The sequence below is a fragment of the Bifidobacterium psychraerophilum genome (assembly GCF_000741705.1).
Lineage (GTDB): Bacteria > Actinomycetota > Actinomycetes > Actinomycetales > Bifidobacteriaceae > Bombiscardovia > Bombiscardovia psychraerophila.
Map to the genome: position 1 here is coordinate 332,280 of NZ_JGZI01000009.1, position 15,944 is coordinate 348,223.

The window sequence follows — 15,944 nt, forward strand, 5'->3', positions numbered from 1 at the left end:
CTAGCCGCGGTAGCGGGCGTACTGCTCGTACACCTGCTCGGTGGCCGGTGCTGAAAGCGTCTCTTCGATGTCCAGCGGCCAGATCGGGGCTTCGGGGCTTTGGGCAAGCGCCCATGCCGCCTGTCGCGCCGCTCCGATGGCAACGTACTCGTCCGCCGCGGGCAGACTGACATCCGAACCCAGGATAGCCGGAGCCAGTGCGCGCACGGCCCTGGATCTGGCCCCTCCGCCTATAAGCAGCATGCGGTTGACGCTCACACCCAGTCCCTTGATCAGTTCCAGACAGTCACGCTGGGAGCAGAGCAGGCCTTCGACGAAGGATCGGGCGATATTCTCACGGCTGACATTGCGCAGCGTCATCCCATGCAGATCGGCGGTGGCGTCGGGACGGTTCGGTGTACGTTCGCCGTCGAAATAAGGGATGAGCGTCAGCCCTCCGGCTCCCGCTTCGGCGTTGAGGGCCAGATCGGTCAATTCCTCGTAATCGGCACCGAGGGCGGCCCGCCCTGCGTCGATGATGCGTGAACCGTTGATCGTGCAGGCCAATGGCAGCCAGTGGCCGGTGCTATCGGCGAAGCCCGTCACCGCTGCGGTCATGTCGTATGCGGGAACCGGCGAAATCGCGGCGGCGACACCCGATGTGCCCAATGAGATGGATACATCACCGACGGTCATGTTCAGACCGAGCGATGCCATCGCATTGTCCCCGCCGCCCGCGGCTATGATGCAGCCTCCCGGAACATTCCGTCCCGCTATGGAGGGGTCGGCCGTTGCTGCGGCTTCGGCGGGGGCGGCGACACGTGGCAATATCACGTCATCACGGTTGAAGGCCATCCTGAACAGATCCATGCGGTAGTCGTTGCCCGCCGAATCGAAGTAGCCCGTTCCCGAGGCATCCGATCTATCGGTGAAGAGCTCGTCAAGATGCGCATCGCCCTCGCCGTTGGGTCCGAATCCGGCGATGCGCCAGCTCAACCAGTCGTGGGGGAGGCATACGGCGGCCACCTTCGCCGCGTTTTCGGGTTCATTGGCGGCGACCCACGCGATCTTCGTTATGGTCAGCGAAGCCACCGGCGAGGATCCTACCGCCTTGACCCAGCGTTGCCGTCCGCGCATCTGCGGGTCATCGTCGAGTTCCTCCTCGTCCGCGTTGCGGTCCGCCGCACCCAGTCGTGCGATGAGATCCTCCGCATTGGAGGCCGAGCGGGTGTCGTTCCATAGGAGCGCATCCCGTACGACCTCGCCATGGGCATCCAACAGCACCATGCCATGCTGTTGCCCGCCAACGGACAACGCGCTGACATCATCCAATCCGCCTGCCTGCTCCGATGCCTCCAGAAATGCCTTCCACCAGCATTCCGGATCCACGCTGGTCCCATCGGGGTGCTTCGCCTGGCCGAAACGCACCATTGTTCCCGTAGCCGCGTCGGTGACGCGGACTTTGGTCGATTGTGTGGATGTGTCTATGCCGGCTACCAATACCTGAGCCATTGCTTCCTCCTTGTGCGGTCATTGAACAAGAATCCTGCGCCGTGAAGCGCCCTGCCCCCCGACATCTGACGCGCCTGACATGCCATGTGCCGCATGCCGTCGGCGATGTCGTATCCATGACTCCGGCATGGACCCGTCATGCAGGGATGCGATGCCGATTCACGTGTGGCCTCTCGGACCGGGTGCGCGTTCGGTGGTCGGAGCCTTCATCATCCCATTCTACCGGGTAGGCTTTTAATGGTAAAACCATTGTACTATATAATTGCCTTGCCGCCCTTGCACCCGATCCCGGCGGGTGGACTCGTCTGCCCAGGCATATGAATGGTTAGAGTTGAGGGAAACGGATGAAAGGTGTCGCCTGATGTCATTGAAAAGCATCAATCAGGATGATCTGCGCAATCACAACCTCTCGGTGGTTCTGGACACCATGCTGCGCTCGGTGGAACCATTGAGCCGCGCCGAACTGGCCAAGGCCACCGGATTGACCAAAGCAACCATGTCCCTGCTCATACCGATGCTCATAGCGGGCAAGGCGGTCCGTGAGGGTTCGCCGGCATCGCTGCCAGCGCAGGGCAGACCGAGCACGCCGTTGAGCATCAGCGGAGGCCGCTTCTGCGGCATCGGGCTGCAGATCAACACGGACGGCTTCGGTTTCACGGCTGTGGACATCAGCGGCGAGATCGTTGCCGAAGAGTGGATCAGCGAAACGATGACGCAACGCGATCCGGAAGATATATTCGGCAGACTCGATGAGCTGGTCAGACAGGGGGAGGCGGTGATCGCCGAACGTGGGATGGCCATCGTCGGCAGCGGTCTGGCTCTTCCCGGACTGGTCACCGAGGATCTGCGTCTGCTGACGGCCCACAATCTCGGTTGGCAGCAGCTGGATCTTCGCCGATTCGATGTGATCTCACGACTCGATCCCCATCCGGACAACGAGGCGAATATGGCCGCGCTCGCGCAGATACCGGGCTACGCCACCCAACGCAGGCAGCAGGGCATCGTCGGTCCGGCTGATTCCTTCATCTATATATCGACCGATATCGGCATCGGCGGGGCTGTGGTCCACGAAGGGCGCGTCGAGCATGGCGATCACGGTTTCGCGGGGGAGTTGGGCCATATTTCGGTGGCGCTCGACGGTCCGGTGTGCCGGTGCGGACGCCGTGGATGCCTTGAATCGTATGCCGGTCGTCGTGCGCTTGTGGAGTCGGCGGGTGTGTCCGACGAAGGTGCCTCAAAGCAGGGCGGGGATATTGAGGAGCTGCTCGATCGCTGGAATGCCGGTGAGGAGCAAGCCCTTCGTGCGGTGGATACCGCTGTGGAGGCGATGTCCTCGGGCATGGCATCGGTGATCAATATCCTGGATGTGAGCACCGTCATACTGGGTGGCATCTGGGGGCGTTTCGGGCAGGCTCTGGCGCAGCGGATCGAGAAGCGCATCAATCCGCAGATACTCGGCTATCCCGAGGTCAGCGCCCATGTGCAGATCTCGGACATCAACACGCGCCCGGCGTTGTTGGGTGCGGCAGAGGTGGGATTGAGACGCTTCCACGATGATCCGTTGAGTTTCCTGGCTGAGGTTGACGCCTAGCAGGGATCACCGCCGATATGCCTCAGCCAAGAGGTGCGGAACCGGACTGGTCCTTCATGATTCCGTGCGCAGCACGGCGGCGTTGAACGCCGGATAGCCCAACGCGAAAGCGGAGAAGGCCCTGGAAGCCGCAAGTTGCGAAGCGATCTGCAGCGCCTGTCGTTGCTGCGCGGCGCTGCGGGCATTATCCGTCACCTGCTGCGTCGAGGAGACGGCTTCGATGATCGCCCGTGCATTATCCATCTCCAGCTGTGCCGAGCTCGTCATTTCCAGTCCGGTGCTGGGGTCGGTGATCGTTTGCGGGTGCGACAGGAGATTCTGTACCGAATAGACCCTCTCGCGCGGATCGCTCGCCTTGGGATGCAGGGCGACCAGGGATTGGGCCAGACTCTTGTGGTTGTCGCTGAGAGCGAGCAGATTCGCGGATCCGCCATTCCGTGCAGCCAGGACCTCCATGCCGAAGGCGGTGCGGTCCTCGGAAAGTGCGATCGCCGCGGCCTCGCTCTCGGTGAATCCGGAGGATGCTATGGCATCACTCGGCAATGCGGCGAGTGAGACCTGGAAGGCCGAGCTCGACTCGATCTGGTTGAGTCTGAAGGACGCCAGAGCGCTGTTCATGCTTCCCTCGGCAAAGCGTCCTGTGCAGTTTGCGGCCACATCCAGCCAATGCTGTCGGGCCGAGCGGTTCGACATGGCGCGCTGCGCGCTGCTGATGGCCGTGCGCAGCGTGGCGTCATCGAGCTGCGCACCTTGGTAGGCGGTCTCGCAGTCGCTGAGTTCGGTTTCCTGCTCGGCGCGTCCCTCAACCCGGGTTGCGAAGAAATCCGTAGGGCTGCATGACGAAGCGAAGAGCACCAATACCCCGACAGCCCCTGCCACGCAACTCCTCGCGACACCAAGGCCACGACGGTGGACAGCCACGAGCTGAATACGGTCTGGTACTGTCTGCATGAATCGTTAGAGTAGTATGCGACGCAGACCATGCCGGCACGGTATTCGGCAATCAATAACTTCATAGGAGGTCTTGAAATGGAACTAGACCTGGCGGGTATGCACCAGCTGGTGGCAGAGCAAGGAATCGACGCGGAGACCTTGGATGGCGCGCTGGCCGAGGCGCTGCGTATGGCTTATCTGAAAACCCCGCATGCGGCAAAGCACGCACGAGTCGTGATCGACAACAGGGCCGGAAGCTTCACGGTGTGGGCGCGTGATGAAATCAAGCAGGAACCCACGGAAGACGATCCACATCCAGCTCCTCAGCTCGGTGAGGAATATGACGACACCCCCAAGGACTTCGGTCGTCTGGCTGCGGCAACGGCCAGGCAGGTCATCGCGCAGCTCTTCCGCAGTGCCGAGGACGAGAAGATCTTCGGTGCTTTTTCAGGTCAGAAGGGACGTCTGATCACCGGTGTCGTACAGCAGGATGCCAACGACACCAGCAACGTGCACATCGCCGTTGGGGATGTGGAGGCCTTGCTGCCAAGGCGTGAGCAGGTGCCTTCGGAGCGCTACAGGCACGGTGAGCGTCTGCGGGTGTATGTGGTCAATGTGGCACGAGGGCTGAAAGGCCCGGAGATCATCGTGTCCAGATCGCATCCGGAACTGGTGCGGCGCCTGTTCGAGCGAGAGGTTCCCGAACTGGTTTCCGGCGCGGTGTCCATCATGGCCATCGCCCGTGAGGCGGGGGCCCGGAGCAAGATCGCGGTACGTGCCAATGCTGAGGGCGTGAACCCCAAAGGCGCGCTGATAGGACCGGGAGGTGCCCGGGTTCGGGCCGTCATGGAAAACCTGGGGCCTGAGAAGATCGACATCGTCGACTGGTCGGCGGATCCCGCGAAATTCGTCGCGGCGGCACTTTCACCCGCTGTGGCCACCGGTGTGCAGGTGGTTAGCGAGAAGAACAGGACGGCCATCGCGTTCATCCATGATGACCAGCTTTCGCTCGCCATCGGCAAGGAAGGGCAGAATGCCCGCCTCTCCGCCAAGCTGACCGGTTGGAAGATCGGGATTGAATCTTCGGAGGCGAGGGCGAAGGCTCAGGCCGCCAAGGAACAAAGCGGCGAGCATGTCTCAGCGGCGCAGGACGAGACCCGGGCAGCGGGGAATGACGCCCCCGCGAAGGACCCTTCATCTGAGAACGAAGCACGCAGCTAACACACATCCATACGAACGAGTATGCTTGAAACTCGGAATCCAAGCTTTGGTGCACTATGCCTGGAGTAACCCAACAGAGCAGTATGCCCAAAGCAAGGCAAAGAGACGAGGTAACACGACCATGGTCGCACGATGAGACAGGATATGTTCGCCGTCACCGAAGAATGACCACGCCAATCATGCGCGTGGTCTGGATAGGAGAAATTGGTGCCCAAAGCACGCGTATACGAATTGGCCAAGGAACTTGGCATAGACAGTAAGACCGTCCTTGAAAAGCTCAAGGACATGGGTGAGTTCGTGAAGTCGGCCTCATCCACAGTTGAAGCTCCTGTGGTTCGCAAATTGAAGAACGCCTTCCCACAGTCGAAGCAGGCCGGGCAGGATGCACCCAAGCAGGATGCTCCCCGAGGCCCACGCCCATCCGCTCACCGTCCTCAGAGCGGGAGCAGGCCCATGCCTTCCGAGGCAAAGGGCCAATCACCACGTCCGGCCGCAAAGCCGCAAAGCCAAGCCCAGCCGGCAAGACCCGCGCAGTCTTCCACCGCAGAGACGTCGCAAGCGTCCCCGGCGACGCCGCATGCGCCGAGGCCTCAGCAGCAACGCCGCGATCAGGGCAATTCGGGCGATCAGCAGCGACACAACACGCATAACCAGCAGTCACGTGGCCCACGTCCGGGAGGTTCGTCCAAACCCGCGCCACACAACCCACGTCAGCAGCAGGGCGGTAGCGGCAGCGGTACGCCATCACCACGTTCGCATGCAGCAGGCGCTCCGCGTCCCGGCAACAATCCTTTCAGCCGACGTCAGGGCATGAGCACACCGACACCAGGCGACATCCCAAGACCACATCCGATGGCACGTCCGACGGTCAACGATGGTCGCGGCGGCCGTGGAGGCAGGCCGGGAGCAAACGGTCGTCCAGGTCAGCGCGGCGGACGTCCGGGTCAGGGCACCGGGTCCAAGCCAGGGCAGTGGGGGCACTCACGTCCGGGTCAGGGCACCGGCAATCAGGGACATTCGGGCAATCGCTTTGGAGCGGGTGCCGGTTCGGGGGCTGCAGGCGCACCTTCGGGCAATGGACCGACTTCAGGGCGTCCGGGCCGCGGTCGTGGCGGTGCGGCAGGCGCCTTCGGCCGTCAGGGTGGCAAGTCTTCAAAGGCGCGTAAGAACCGTCTGGCGAAGCGTCATGATTTCGAGGAGATCAAAGCACCGGTCATCGGCGGAGTGCGTATTCCCGCAGGTAACGGGCAGACGGTCAAACTCCGTCAGGGTGCGACGCTGTCCGATTTGGCCGAGAAGATCAATGTCAATCCGGCAGCCCTGGTGACCGTGCTCTTCCATCTGGGGGAGATGGCAACGGCCACACAGTCCCTGGACGAGGCCACCTTCCAGATCCTCGGCGAGGAGATCAACTGGAACATCAAGATCGTATCGGCCGAGGAAGAGGATAAGGAGCTCCTGCAGGAGTTCGACATCAATCTTCAGGACGAGGAGGACGGTCAGGAGGACGAGAACCTCAAGCCACGTCCACCCGTCGTCACGGTTATGGGACATGTCGACCACGGCAAGACCCGACTCCTGGACACGATCCGCAAGACGAACACTTCGGCGCATGAGGCCGGTGGCATCACCCAGCGTATCGGTGCATACCAGGTGAGCGTGGAGCATGAGGGTTCCGAACGCAGGCTCACATTCCTCGATACCCCTGGTCACGAGGCATTCACGGCCATGCGTGCCCGCGGTGCCGAGCTTACCGATATCGCGATTCTGGTGGTTGCGGCGGATGACGGCGTGATGCCGCAGACCGTTGAGGCCATCAACCACTCGCAGGCTGCGGGTGTGCCGATCGTGGTCGCGGTCAACAAGATCGATGTTCCCGGCGCCAACCCGGAGAAGGTACGTGGACAGCTCACGGAGTTCGGTCTGGTCCCCGAGGAGTACGGCGGGGACACGATGTTCGTGGATATCTCCGCGAAACAGGGAACGAATGTGGACAAGCTCCTCGAAGCGGTGCTCCTGACCGCCGATGCCGCGCTTGATCTGCGCGCCAACCCGGATATGGATGCCCGTGGGGCCACCGTCGAGGCGAGACTGGACAAGGGACGCGGTGCCGTGGCTACCGTGCTTGTGCAACAGGGAACCCTGCACGTCGGCGATGCGATTGTGGCTGGAACGTCATACGGTCGCGTTCGAGCGATGCTCGACGAGAACAGCAAAGCGATGAGCGAGGCAACACCCTCCACACCGGTTGCCGTGCTGGGCCTGACTTCGGTGCCGACCGCGGGAGATCTCTTCCTGGTGGCGCCGGACGACCGCACCGCACGTCAGATCGCCGAGAAGCGTCAGGCGACCGAGCGCGCCGCATTGCTGGCCAAGCGCCGCAAGGTGGTCTCCTTGGAGAGCCTGAAGGAGCAGTTCGCGAAGTCCGAGATCGACATGCTCAACATCGTCATCAAGGGCGAGTCCTCGGGTTCAGTGGAGGCGTTGGAAGATTCCCTGATGAAGATCGAGGTTTCCGACGAGGTCGGCATCCAGGTCATTCATCGCGGTGTCGGTGCCATCACCCAGAACGACGTCAACCTCGCGACGGTCGACAAGGCCGTCATCATCGGCTTCAATGTGCGACCGAACCGTCAGGTTCAGGAGCTTGCGGACCGTGAGGGCGTGGAGATCAAGTACTACTCGGTCATCTACAATGCCATCGAGGACGTCGAGGCCGCGCTCAAGGGCATGCTCAAGCCGGAATTCGAAGAGGTCACCACCTCGCACTCCGAGATCCGCGAGATATTCCGTTCCTCCAAGTTCGGCAACATCGCAGGTGTCAAGGTGCAGGACGGCACGGTCAAGCGCGGTACCAAGGCACGCATCATGCGTGATGGCGTGGTCACCGTCAACGACCTTGAGATCTCCTCGCTGCGTCGCTTCAAGGACGACGTCAACGAAATCAAGGAAGGCTACGAGGCCGGTATCAATCTGGGGTCCTTCAACGACATCCAGATCGGCGATATCATCGAGACCTTCGCCATGCAGGAAGTCGAACGCAAGCAGTAACCCGAAACGGTGAACCGCTTTCCAATGCCCTCCGTGAACGCTTAGCGGAGGGCATTTTCACGTCCGATGTCCACGGAGCCCGAGCCCACGGCGAGGATCATCACCCACAGGCGATGCCGATGGCGTGGAACGCGGCGATGACGGTCATCTATGGATACAATGGCGGACAGCTACAGAAGGATGGAACCTATGGCAGGAACAAACCCCCGCGCGGTACGCATTGCCGCGCTTGTGCAACGTGTGATCGCATCGGCGGTGGAGACGCAGCTGCACGACACGCGACTGAACAATGTGACGATAACGGAGGTCCGTGTCACCAATGACATGCAGATCGCCAATGTGTATTGGACGCAGCTCGGGCGTGAAGGCCACGAGGAGGGCGAACGCAAACGTGCCCAGCAGGCCCTCAACCAGGCCAAAGGGCGTCTGAGAAGCCTGGTGGGGTCCAAGGCCGGACTGCGACTGACCCCGCAACTGCGCTTCATCTATGACGAGGTTCCCGGTGAGGCGACCGAGATCGAGGATGTGCTCACCGTCTCCCGCAGACGCGACGAAGAGCTGGCGAAGCTGCGTGAGCATGCGACATACGCAGGCGATGCCGATCCGTATAAGCATGACGATGAGGTCGATGAGACTGACGAGACCCAGGAGGACGTGCGGCAGGACGATGCGCCGCAGCAGACGTCGGCGGATGATGGTGAGTAAGGACTCCCGGGACGGTGCACCCGATTCGGGCGTGCTGCTTGTCGATAAACCCCAGGGCGTCACCAGCCATGACGTGGTTGCGGCTGTGCGTGGCGCGTTGCACATGCGTCGTGTCGGTCATGCCGGAACCCTCGATCCGATGGCGACGGGTGTGCTGATCATCGCCTTCGGGCATGCCACGAGGCTGCTCAACTATGTCAGCGGCCACGATAAAAGCTATTCGGCCACGATCCGTCTTGGATTGGGTACCGATACCGATGACGCCGAAGGGCGGTACCTCGATCCCGACGCCTGCACGTACTCGGATCCGCTGCCTCCTGTGGAGCCCCTGCCCGATCTTGACACCCTGACGTTGGAGGAGCTTGATGGAATCGTCCAAAGAGACTTCACGGGGGAGATCCGTCAGATCCCGAGTTCGTATTCCGCCGTCAAGGTGCACGGCGTCAAAGCCTATGATCTGGCCCGCGCGGGCAAGGATGTGGAGCTGAAGGCCAGAACGGTCACCATCGCGTCATGCACACTGAGCAGGCTCAGAAGGAGCATCGTCACCCTGCCGGACGGCACATCCAGGAAGGTCGTGGATGTGGATGCGGATATCAGCTGCTCGAGTGGCACGTACATCCGCGCCTTGGCCAGGGACATCGGCTTTCGCCTGCGGGTGGGAGGGCACCTGACGAGACTGCGACGCAGCAGAATCGGCACCTTCGATCTTGCGGATGCACGGATGGCGGAGCATCTGGTGCTGGCCGAACGCGGCGAACGTGAATTCACCAATAGGGAGGGTGAACGGGTCACCAGGGCGCGGGCCGTGTTGCGCAACCCCGATCGGGTGCCGGAACTGGCCTTCGATGAGGTGCAGGCCGCGCGTCTCGCCATGCCCTATATATCGGTCAGTGCCGATCAGGCGAGGGAACTGCGTTTCGGACGCACCCTTCCCATCGCGCTGAAGGGCACGGCCGCGGCGATTGAAAGCACCGATCAGGGCAGGGAGCGCCTATGCGCGATACTCGCACCAGCGAAGGACGGCAATGCGCATCCCGAGGCGGTATTCCCCCTCGATACCCGGTCCTAGAAGAGGCTGATGGAAAACGCATGGTGCGCGTTCGGCAATGTCTTTGCCCAGACGCATGAAATGCGATTACAGTAGTCGGGGTGGCAACGCCCAGAGCGTTCACACAGTCCGCTGGGGAGGGCCCGAGCGGTGAACTTATGGTTACGGATGGTAATGGATGAAGATCAGCAGACTTGTTCCTGACGAGAGCGGCATCATTGCATGGCCCACCTTAAGCGTCTCCAAGAAATCGGTGGTCACCGTGGGGGTGTTCGACGGCATGCACCGGGGGCATCAGGCCTTGTTGCGGAGAGTCAAGGATCTCGCCACACAGCACGAATCATTCTCCGTGGTCGTGATGTTCGATCCGCGTCCCGGTGTGATACACCAATACGCGGCGGCACATGGCGGGGCGGAGGCGGGGGACGCCGATCAGCTTGATGATTCACTGGAATTGATGGGGATCGATGATCGTCTCCGCTTCATGCGGCAGATTGGTATCGATCAGGTGTTCATCATCCGCTACACACTCGCCTTCTCGGCGAAGTCATATCGCTTCTTCCTCGGTCAGCTGGTGGGGAAGCTGGGTATGCGCACACTCGTGTTAGGCAAGGACGCCGCCATGGGTGCCGGCCGTGCAGGTGATGTGAAAGCCATCGACACCCTGGCACAGGCGACAGGGGTCTTCGAACTGGATGTGATGGATGATTTGGGCCCAGGATACACCCGCGTGCCATCCAGAATCATTCCTGATCCGCCGGCGCAGGCGGGTGAACCGGAGGATCCCACCGCCGGCATGACCAAGGCCGAGTACCGGGCCTGGAGCAAGAAACACGACGCCAAACAGGTCCGTGTGTGGAGCTCCACGAATGCCCGCTATCTGCTGTCACAGGGCAGGATCACCGCGGCCAATGAGGTTCTGGGCCATTGCCATTGCATCGACGGACTCGTCGTTCGGGGTGAACAGCGTGGACGTACACTTGGTTTCCCGACGGCCAACCTGGATGTGAACATCACCGGGTACGTCCCGGCGGATGGTGTGTATGCCGGCTGGCTGGTGGATCTGGGTGAATCATCCGGATCCGAGAGTGAGGATGCGACAAGGATCTCCGCGGCACCGAGCATGGACGCCCGGGTGGCGAAGGGGTCTCCTTGGCGCTGGGCCGCCGCCATCTCGATCGGCACCAAACAGACCTATGTGGAGCAGACCGGTCTGACCGAACGCGTGGTCGAATCATATGCGATCAGCGATGACTGGCTCGACCTGTACGGGCATACGGTCCGTGTGGAATTTGCGGCCTTCCTGCGGCCACAGGTGCGTTTCGACGGTTCGGAGGATCTCAGCGAGCAACTCAAACGCGATGTGGAGCAGACTCGATCCCTGACCGACTGAGCCGCACCTATCCGTCACGCCTTGGATGATCGCCGCGCCAGTGAGATGGATGCGGTTCAGACCTTGATATCGAGGGCCTGCAGGGCCTGACGCAGGGAATCCACCTGGATGATGTTCATATGGGGGATCCGTGGCGTTTGGGATCCCCGTCTGGGTGCGGGGACGATGGCGTTGGTGAAGCCGAGACGCGCAGCCTCACGCAAACGATGCTCGAGCCTCGGTGCAGGCCGCACCTGCCCGGTGAGGGATATCTCTCCGATGGCGCAGGTATCCCGAGGAATGGCACTGTTCCGCGCCGCGCTGGCCAAAGCCGCGGCTACGGCCAGATCGCAGGCCGGCTCCTTGGCAAGTCCCCCCGCGATGGTTGAGACATAGAGATCGTTGGCGAGCAAGGGAATGTGCCCATGACGGTAGAGCACGGCCACAAGCATCGCCAGACGGTTGGAATCTATGCCGTTCGCCGCACGCCTGGGTGCAGGAAGCACGGAATTGGTGACCAGGGCCTGAACCTCGATGGGCAGGCTCCTATGGCCGTCCAGGGTGAAGGTCACACAGGTGCCCTCAACCGGTGCATCGTCGGCGGAGAGGAACAATCCTGCGGGGTCGGTGACCTCTTCGATACCTTCTCCGCCCATATCGAAGCATCCGACCTCGTCGGTGGGACCGAAGCGGTTTTTCGCTGCGCGCAGCATCCTCAGCGCCGTCTGAGGATCGCCATCGAATTGGCATACGACATCCACCAGATGTTCGAGTGTACGCGGGCCCGCTATCGAGCCGTCCTTGGTCACATGCCCGACGAGCAGGATCGGGATGTCACGGGTCTTCGCCATATCGATCAGCGCCGAAGCGACTTCACGGACCTGCGTCGAGCCCCCCGGGATGCCATCCACATCCTGCGAGGAGATGGTCTGCGCCGAATCCACGATGACCAGTCTGGGGTGTTCCTGATCGATCAGCCCCAGCACCGTTCCCAGATCGGTTGTTGATGCCAGCAGCAGCTCGTCCTCGACGGCGTCGACCCGACTCGCGCGCATGCGGACCTGCGATTGGGACTCTTCGCCGGAGATGTACAGCACCGATCCCTGATGCTCCTTCGCCACCCGTCCGGCAGTCTCCAGCAGCAAGGTCGATTTGCCCACACCCGGTTCGCCGGCGATGAGCACCACCGATCCGGGAATGATGCCACCGCCCAATACGCGATCGAACTCTTCGAAGCCGGTGGATATGCGCGACACATGCTCCGAACCGACCTTGGTGATGGGAAGCGCTTTCCCACTGCCGGACGCCACGGTCCTCGTCCTGCCGCCTTTACCGCCCGAACTCGCGGCGTAGGCATTCGGACGCGCCTCATGGAATTCCTCTATGGTGCCCCACTCGCCGCATTGCGGGCAGCGTCCGAACCATTTCACACCGGTCCAGCCACATTCGGTGCATACATATTGTGTAGCGCTTTTTGCCATACCAGCACGCTATAGCCGTTAAGGGACAAAGACGGCATCGCATCGGCACCTACCCTGACGCCGGGAACAAGCGTCTGATGGATGTGAGACAATCGCAGCATGGCACAAACTCAATCCACAAGCTCTCATCGCAGGCTTGCCGTCGTAGTCGGGGCAATAGCCGCGGTGATCATTCTGGTGTTACTCAGTGCATTCGTATGGCCCCGGTGGGCGGTGAAATCCTCTGATGGGGCGAGTTCCTCCCCATCGCAGAGCCAGACCTCGGCAGCAGCGACGCCCACGATCTCGGCTACCGCCCTGCCGACCGATGCGACGACATTGCTGAAGACCATGCCTGATTCCGTGCTCAGCTTCGCGCGTGTGAAGGCGTCCGCCGCCACCGATTGGAGCAGCGCGACACCGATTGAGGAATACACGGTCGTTTACTCCACAGGCGACACAGCCAAGGACGTCACGCTCAAGGTCGCGCAGTGGTCCACCGCCGACAGCGCGAAGAAGCAGTATGATGCGCTCGCGGCCACACTCACCGGCCAGGAGCTCGGTTCGGGTAACGTCAAGGTATCCGGCAGCACCACGGGCACATACGTGGTCAAAAGCGATGCGGCGGATGCGAAAAAGGCCGTCGCGCTATGGCAGAACGGTACCGTGGTGCTTCAGGCTTCAGGCGAGAAGGCAGCCGTCCAGGAGTTCTATAAGCAGTTCCCTCTCTAGTCGTCGCCTCAGCGGTGTACTATTGGGCGAGTTGCAATCTTTCAAGTAAGGAACGGAGGCTCGGATGGGTTCGGTCATCAAGAAGCGCCGCAAGCGGATGAGTAAGAAGAAGCATCGCAAAATGCTGCGTAAGACTCGTCACCAGCGCAAGTAGAGTTATTACTCGTATACGCATGAATCCCGGTCACATGTTCATATGTGACCGGGATTCATGCGTATACGGCTCCCGACGATGTCCTGCTCGCCGGGAGCCGGCTTGGAGCCGCTTCTACTTATTGGAGTTGGTGAGAATACGTGGTCCGTTGGGGTCGCCGACTATCACCGTGTTCACCATATTGAGGAACAAGCCGTGCTCGACCACACCGACGGTGGTGATGAGGTCCTGCGCCAGCTCCTCAGGATGCTCGATACGCTCCAGATGCAGGTCGACCACATAGTTCTTCTCATCGGTGCGGACCGCTTGGCCGTCGGCATCGAGGCGCAGCACGGGTTTGTATCCCTTGGATTCAAAGAGCTTCACCACATGCCCCGCACCGAATGGGATGACTTCCACAGGCAGGGGGAAGGCCCCGATGGTGTCGACGACCTTGGATTCATCGACGATCCAAACGATCTTCGATGAATTGGTCGCCACGATCTTCTCCCACAGCAGTGCGGCGCCGCCGCCCTTGATGCCGTTGAAATCCTTATCCACCTCATCGGCCCCATCGACCGTGACGTCGATGTGGTCCACGTCATCGACGTCCACGATGGTGATCCCGTAGCCTTCGGCCTGTTCCTTGGTACGCACCGAAGTGGTCACCCCAGTGAAGGTCAAGCCTTCCTCCTGGACTCTGCGACCGAGTTCATCCACGAAGAAACGAACCGTTGAACCGGTGCCCAGGCCGGCGATCATGCCCGGCTCGATGAGTTTGGCCGCTTCGATTCCGGCAGCTTTCTTCAAAGCGTCCTGTTGTGCCTTGTCCATAATCATTCTCCTTGACCGTGATGATTACCGTTGTTCTGTGACATCAACAATAGTCACCATCGTTGTGTTGCACGCCCGCCGCGCATATGACCGAGGTCTCGTACCGGGCGCGCGGTGAAATCTATTCCGTCTGCGCTTCGGTAGCGCTGAACCAGTCCATGATGAAAACCGCGTCATGCAGATCAATATAGCCATCCGCGTCAATGGGGGCGTCGATCTGCAGATTCCCCGAAACATGCAACGAGGCTTGGGCGTATCGGCCACCGGAGGATGGGGGAGGTGATAAACGCAATCTCCCCGACGCTTTCAGATGGGGTTTGCGTTGCGCATCCCGCCGGATCGAGGGCTGTGTGCCATGCGAGGGTGCTGACTGTGCAGCCTCCCGCACCTGTGGGCGTTCGGAGGTATCGGAGGATGACGGAATCGGCGTCACCGGGTCTGTGACCTCGCCCGGCTCACGTGGCTGGGCGGAAGGGGTTTCGGATGTTCTTTCCGCATGGTGTTCGGCGCTTGCGCTCGTGGGGGCACCCACGGAAGACCTCTGCGTCATCTGTGACGCCGTGCCTCCACTTGCGCCCGACAGCTCCTGCCTGATCTCGTCCGGCAGGTCAAGACCCTCGGCATACGGTGATTCAAGCAAGGACTGCCACCCCTCGAGTGGAAGATAGCCGGATTCCTTGCCCTCACCGACGCGCGAGGCGTAGCCGTGGGCGAGATCATCCACCTTCTCGTTGAACTCGTTGCCCGCATGTCCCTTGACCCATTTGAACTTCACCGATCCGGATCGGCCCGATATCTCCGCATCGATGGCTTTGATCAGTGGCGCGTTCTTCACGCTCTGCTTCTTCGAGTTCTTCCAGCCGTTCCGTTTCCAGCCATGCACCCATTTGGTGGAGCAGTTGATCGCGTATTGCGAGTCGCTTTCGATGATCAGATCCTGGGATCCCGGATGGGCGCGGAGCGCCTGGAGCACGGCGCAGAGTTCACCGATCTGGTTGGTGCCGTTACTCGCACCGCCGGCATCGCTGCCGCCACCCTGATGATCGGCCCATCCCCAGCCCATCGGTCCGTTCGGATTCCCCAGCGCACTGCCATCCGTGGATACCGTCAGAGGTGAATCCGAACGGACCGTTCGCGACCCGTCGGGGCCGCTCACCTCTGCTCGGGAAAGACCGCCGGTCTTTCCCGTTGACGCTTCGGCATTCGGATTCCCCAATGCGCTGCCATCCGTCGATACGGTGAGTTCCCCCATGCGTCCAAATCTCCTCGTCTGCTTGCCTGCGGCGACGTCTGCCCGGTGCGGCCCACTGCACTGCTGCGCTGTAGCGCGAGCAGGTGTACCGCCCCAGGTTCTGACGGTAGCTATATAA

Annotated in this window: 13 protein-coding genes; 8 read left to right on the forward strand and 5 right to left on the reverse strand. The window is 61.4% G+C overall.

Features of this window, described 5'->3' with window-relative positions; genetic code table 11:
- Positions 1–1,491 (reverse strand): xylulokinase, encoded by a 1,491-nt coding sequence (locus BPSY_RS05345; protein ID WP_033494791.1) that lies wholly within the window; start codon positions 1,489–1,491, stop codon positions 1–3.
- A 358-nt stretch (positions 1,492–1,849) separates the two neighbouring features.
- Between BPSY_RS05345 and BPSY_RS05350 the strand changes: the two genes are divergently transcribed.
- Positions 1,850–3,082: an ROK family protein gene (locus BPSY_RS05350; RefSeq protein WP_033495043.1), complete on the forward strand. Its 1,233-nt coding sequence runs from the start codon at positions 1,850–1,852 to the stop codon at positions 3,080–3,082.
- A gap of 54 nt (positions 3,083–3,136) precedes the next feature.
- On the opposite strand, the gene BPSY_RS05355 is transcribed toward BPSY_RS05350, so the two are convergent.
- Entirely contained in the window at positions 3,137–4,033 is an 897-nt protein-coding gene (locus tag BPSY_RS05355) for a hypothetical protein (RefSeq protein WP_156099245.1), read from the reverse strand.
- A gap of 78 nt (positions 4,034–4,111) precedes the next feature.
- Here BPSY_RS05355 and nusA point away from each other — a divergent pair, with 78 nt between their 5' ends.
- From nusA to BPSY_RS05380, 5 genes are all read left to right on the forward strand, one after another.
- Positions 4,112–5,236: a transcription termination factor NusA gene (gene nusA / locus BPSY_RS05360; RefSeq protein WP_081884325.1), complete on the forward strand. Its 1,125-nt coding sequence runs from the start codon at positions 4,112–4,114 to the stop codon at positions 5,234–5,236.
- Between the two features lie 207 nt (positions 5,237–5,443).
- A complete protein-coding gene (gene infB / locus BPSY_RS05365; protein WP_033494796.1) occupies positions 5,444–8,287 on the forward strand; it encodes a translation initiation factor IF-2 in 2,844 nt (947 codons plus the stop codon).
- Positions 8,288–8,476: 189 nt separating this feature from the next.
- Complete coding sequence (rbfA, locus tag BPSY_RS05370; protein ID WP_051921732.1) at positions 8,477–8,992, forward strand: 30S ribosome-binding factor RbfA; 516 nt, start codon at positions 8,477–8,479, stop codon at positions 8,990–8,992.
- Positions 8,979–10,064 (forward strand): tRNA pseudouridine(55) synthase TruB, encoded by a 1,086-nt coding sequence (gene truB, locus BPSY_RS05375; protein WP_051921733.1) that lies wholly within the window; start codon positions 8,979–8,981, stop codon positions 10,062–10,064. The genes rbfA and truB overlap by 14 nt, the downstream gene beginning before the upstream one ends.
- A 157-nt stretch (positions 10,065–10,221) precedes the next feature.
- The gene (locus BPSY_RS05380) at positions 10,222–11,436 is read left to right on the forward strand and encodes a riboflavin kinase (protein ID WP_033494798.1); all 1,215 of its coding nucleotides are present in this window, start codon (positions 10,222–10,224) and stop codon (positions 11,434–11,436) included.
- A gap of 56 nt (positions 11,437–11,492) precedes the next feature.
- On the opposite strand, the gene radA is transcribed toward BPSY_RS05380, so the two are convergent.
- Positions 11,493–12,896, reverse strand: a complete 1,404-nt coding sequence (gene radA, locus BPSY_RS05385) for a DNA repair protein RadA (RefSeq protein WP_033494800.1) — start codon at positions 12,894–12,896, stop codon at positions 11,493–11,495.
- A 99-nt stretch (positions 12,897–12,995) separates the two neighbouring features.
- On the opposite strand from radA, the gene BPSY_RS05390 reads away from it, so the two are divergent.
- Positions 12,996–13,607 carry a hypothetical protein gene (locus BPSY_RS05390; RefSeq protein ID WP_033494802.1) on the forward strand — a complete coding sequence of 204 codons (612 nt, stop codon included), beginning with the start codon at positions 12,996–12,998 and terminating at the stop codon, positions 13,605–13,607.
- Positions 13,608–13,671: 64 nt separating this feature from the next.
- The gene (locus tag BPSY_RS11410; protein WP_003817716.1) at positions 13,672–13,761 is read left to right on the forward strand and encodes a 30S ribosomal protein bS22; all 90 of its coding nucleotides are present in this window, start codon (positions 13,672–13,674) and stop codon (positions 13,759–13,761) included.
- Positions 13,762–13,875: 114 nt separating this feature from the next.
- Here BPSY_RS11410 and rpiA read toward each other — a convergent pair whose 3' ends face one another.
- Both rpiA and BPSY_RS05400 read right to left on the reverse strand, forming a co-directional pair.
- A complete protein-coding gene (gene rpiA, locus BPSY_RS05395; RefSeq protein WP_033494804.1) occupies positions 13,876–14,574 on the reverse strand; it encodes a ribose-5-phosphate isomerase RpiA in 699 nt (232 codons plus the stop codon).
- A gap of 121 nt (positions 14,575–14,695) precedes the next feature.
- Positions 14,696–15,826 carry a ribonuclease H family protein gene (locus BPSY_RS05400; RefSeq protein ID WP_081884263.1) on the reverse strand — a complete coding sequence of 377 codons (1,131 nt, stop codon included), beginning with the start codon at positions 15,824–15,826 and terminating at the stop codon, positions 14,696–14,698.
- Positions 15,827–15,944 lie beyond the last annotated feature (118 nt).

Excerpts from the sequence above, each read along its gene's own strand:
- BPSY_RS05355 (WP_156099245.1), bottom strand. The coding sequence starts at position 4,033 with ATGCAGACAGTACCAGACCGTATTCAGCTCGTGGCTGTCCACCGTCGT.
- nusA (WP_081884325.1), top strand. The coding sequence starts at position 4,112 with ATGGAACTAGACCTGGCGGGTATGCACCAGCTGGTGGCAGAGCAAGGA.
- BPSY_RS05390 (WP_033494802.1), top strand. The coding sequence starts at position 12,996 with ATGGCACAAACTCAATCCACAAGCTCTCATCGCAGGCTTGCCGTCGTA.
- BPSY_RS05400 (WP_081884263.1), bottom strand. The coding sequence starts at position 15,826 with ATGGGGGAACTCACCGTATCGACGGATGGCAGCGCATTGGGGAATCCG.
- radA (WP_033494800.1), bottom strand. The coding sequence starts at position 12,896 with ATGGCAAAAAGCGCTACACAATATGTATGCACCGAATGTGGCTGGACC.
- rpiA (WP_033494804.1), bottom strand. The coding sequence starts at position 14,574 with ATGGACAAGGCACAACAGGACGCTTTGAAGAAAGCTGCCGGAATCGAA.
- truB (WP_051921733.1), top strand. The coding sequence starts at position 8,979 with ATGATGGTGAGTAAGGACTCCCGGGACGGTGCACCCGATTCGGGCGTG.
- BPSY_RS05380 (WP_033494798.1), top strand. The coding sequence starts at position 10,222 with ATGAAGATCAGCAGACTTGTTCCTGACGAGAGCGGCATCATTGCATGG.
- BPSY_RS05345 (WP_033494791.1), bottom strand. The coding sequence starts at position 1,491 with ATGGCTCAGGTATTGGTAGCCGGCATAGACACATCCACACAATCGACC.
- BPSY_RS11410 (WP_003817716.1), top strand. The coding sequence starts at position 13,672 with ATGGGTTCGGTCATCAAGAAGCGCCGCAAGCGGATGAGTAAGAAGAAG.
- rbfA (WP_051921732.1), top strand. The coding sequence starts at position 8,477 with ATGGCAGGAACAAACCCCCGCGCGGTACGCATTGCCGCGCTTGTGCAA.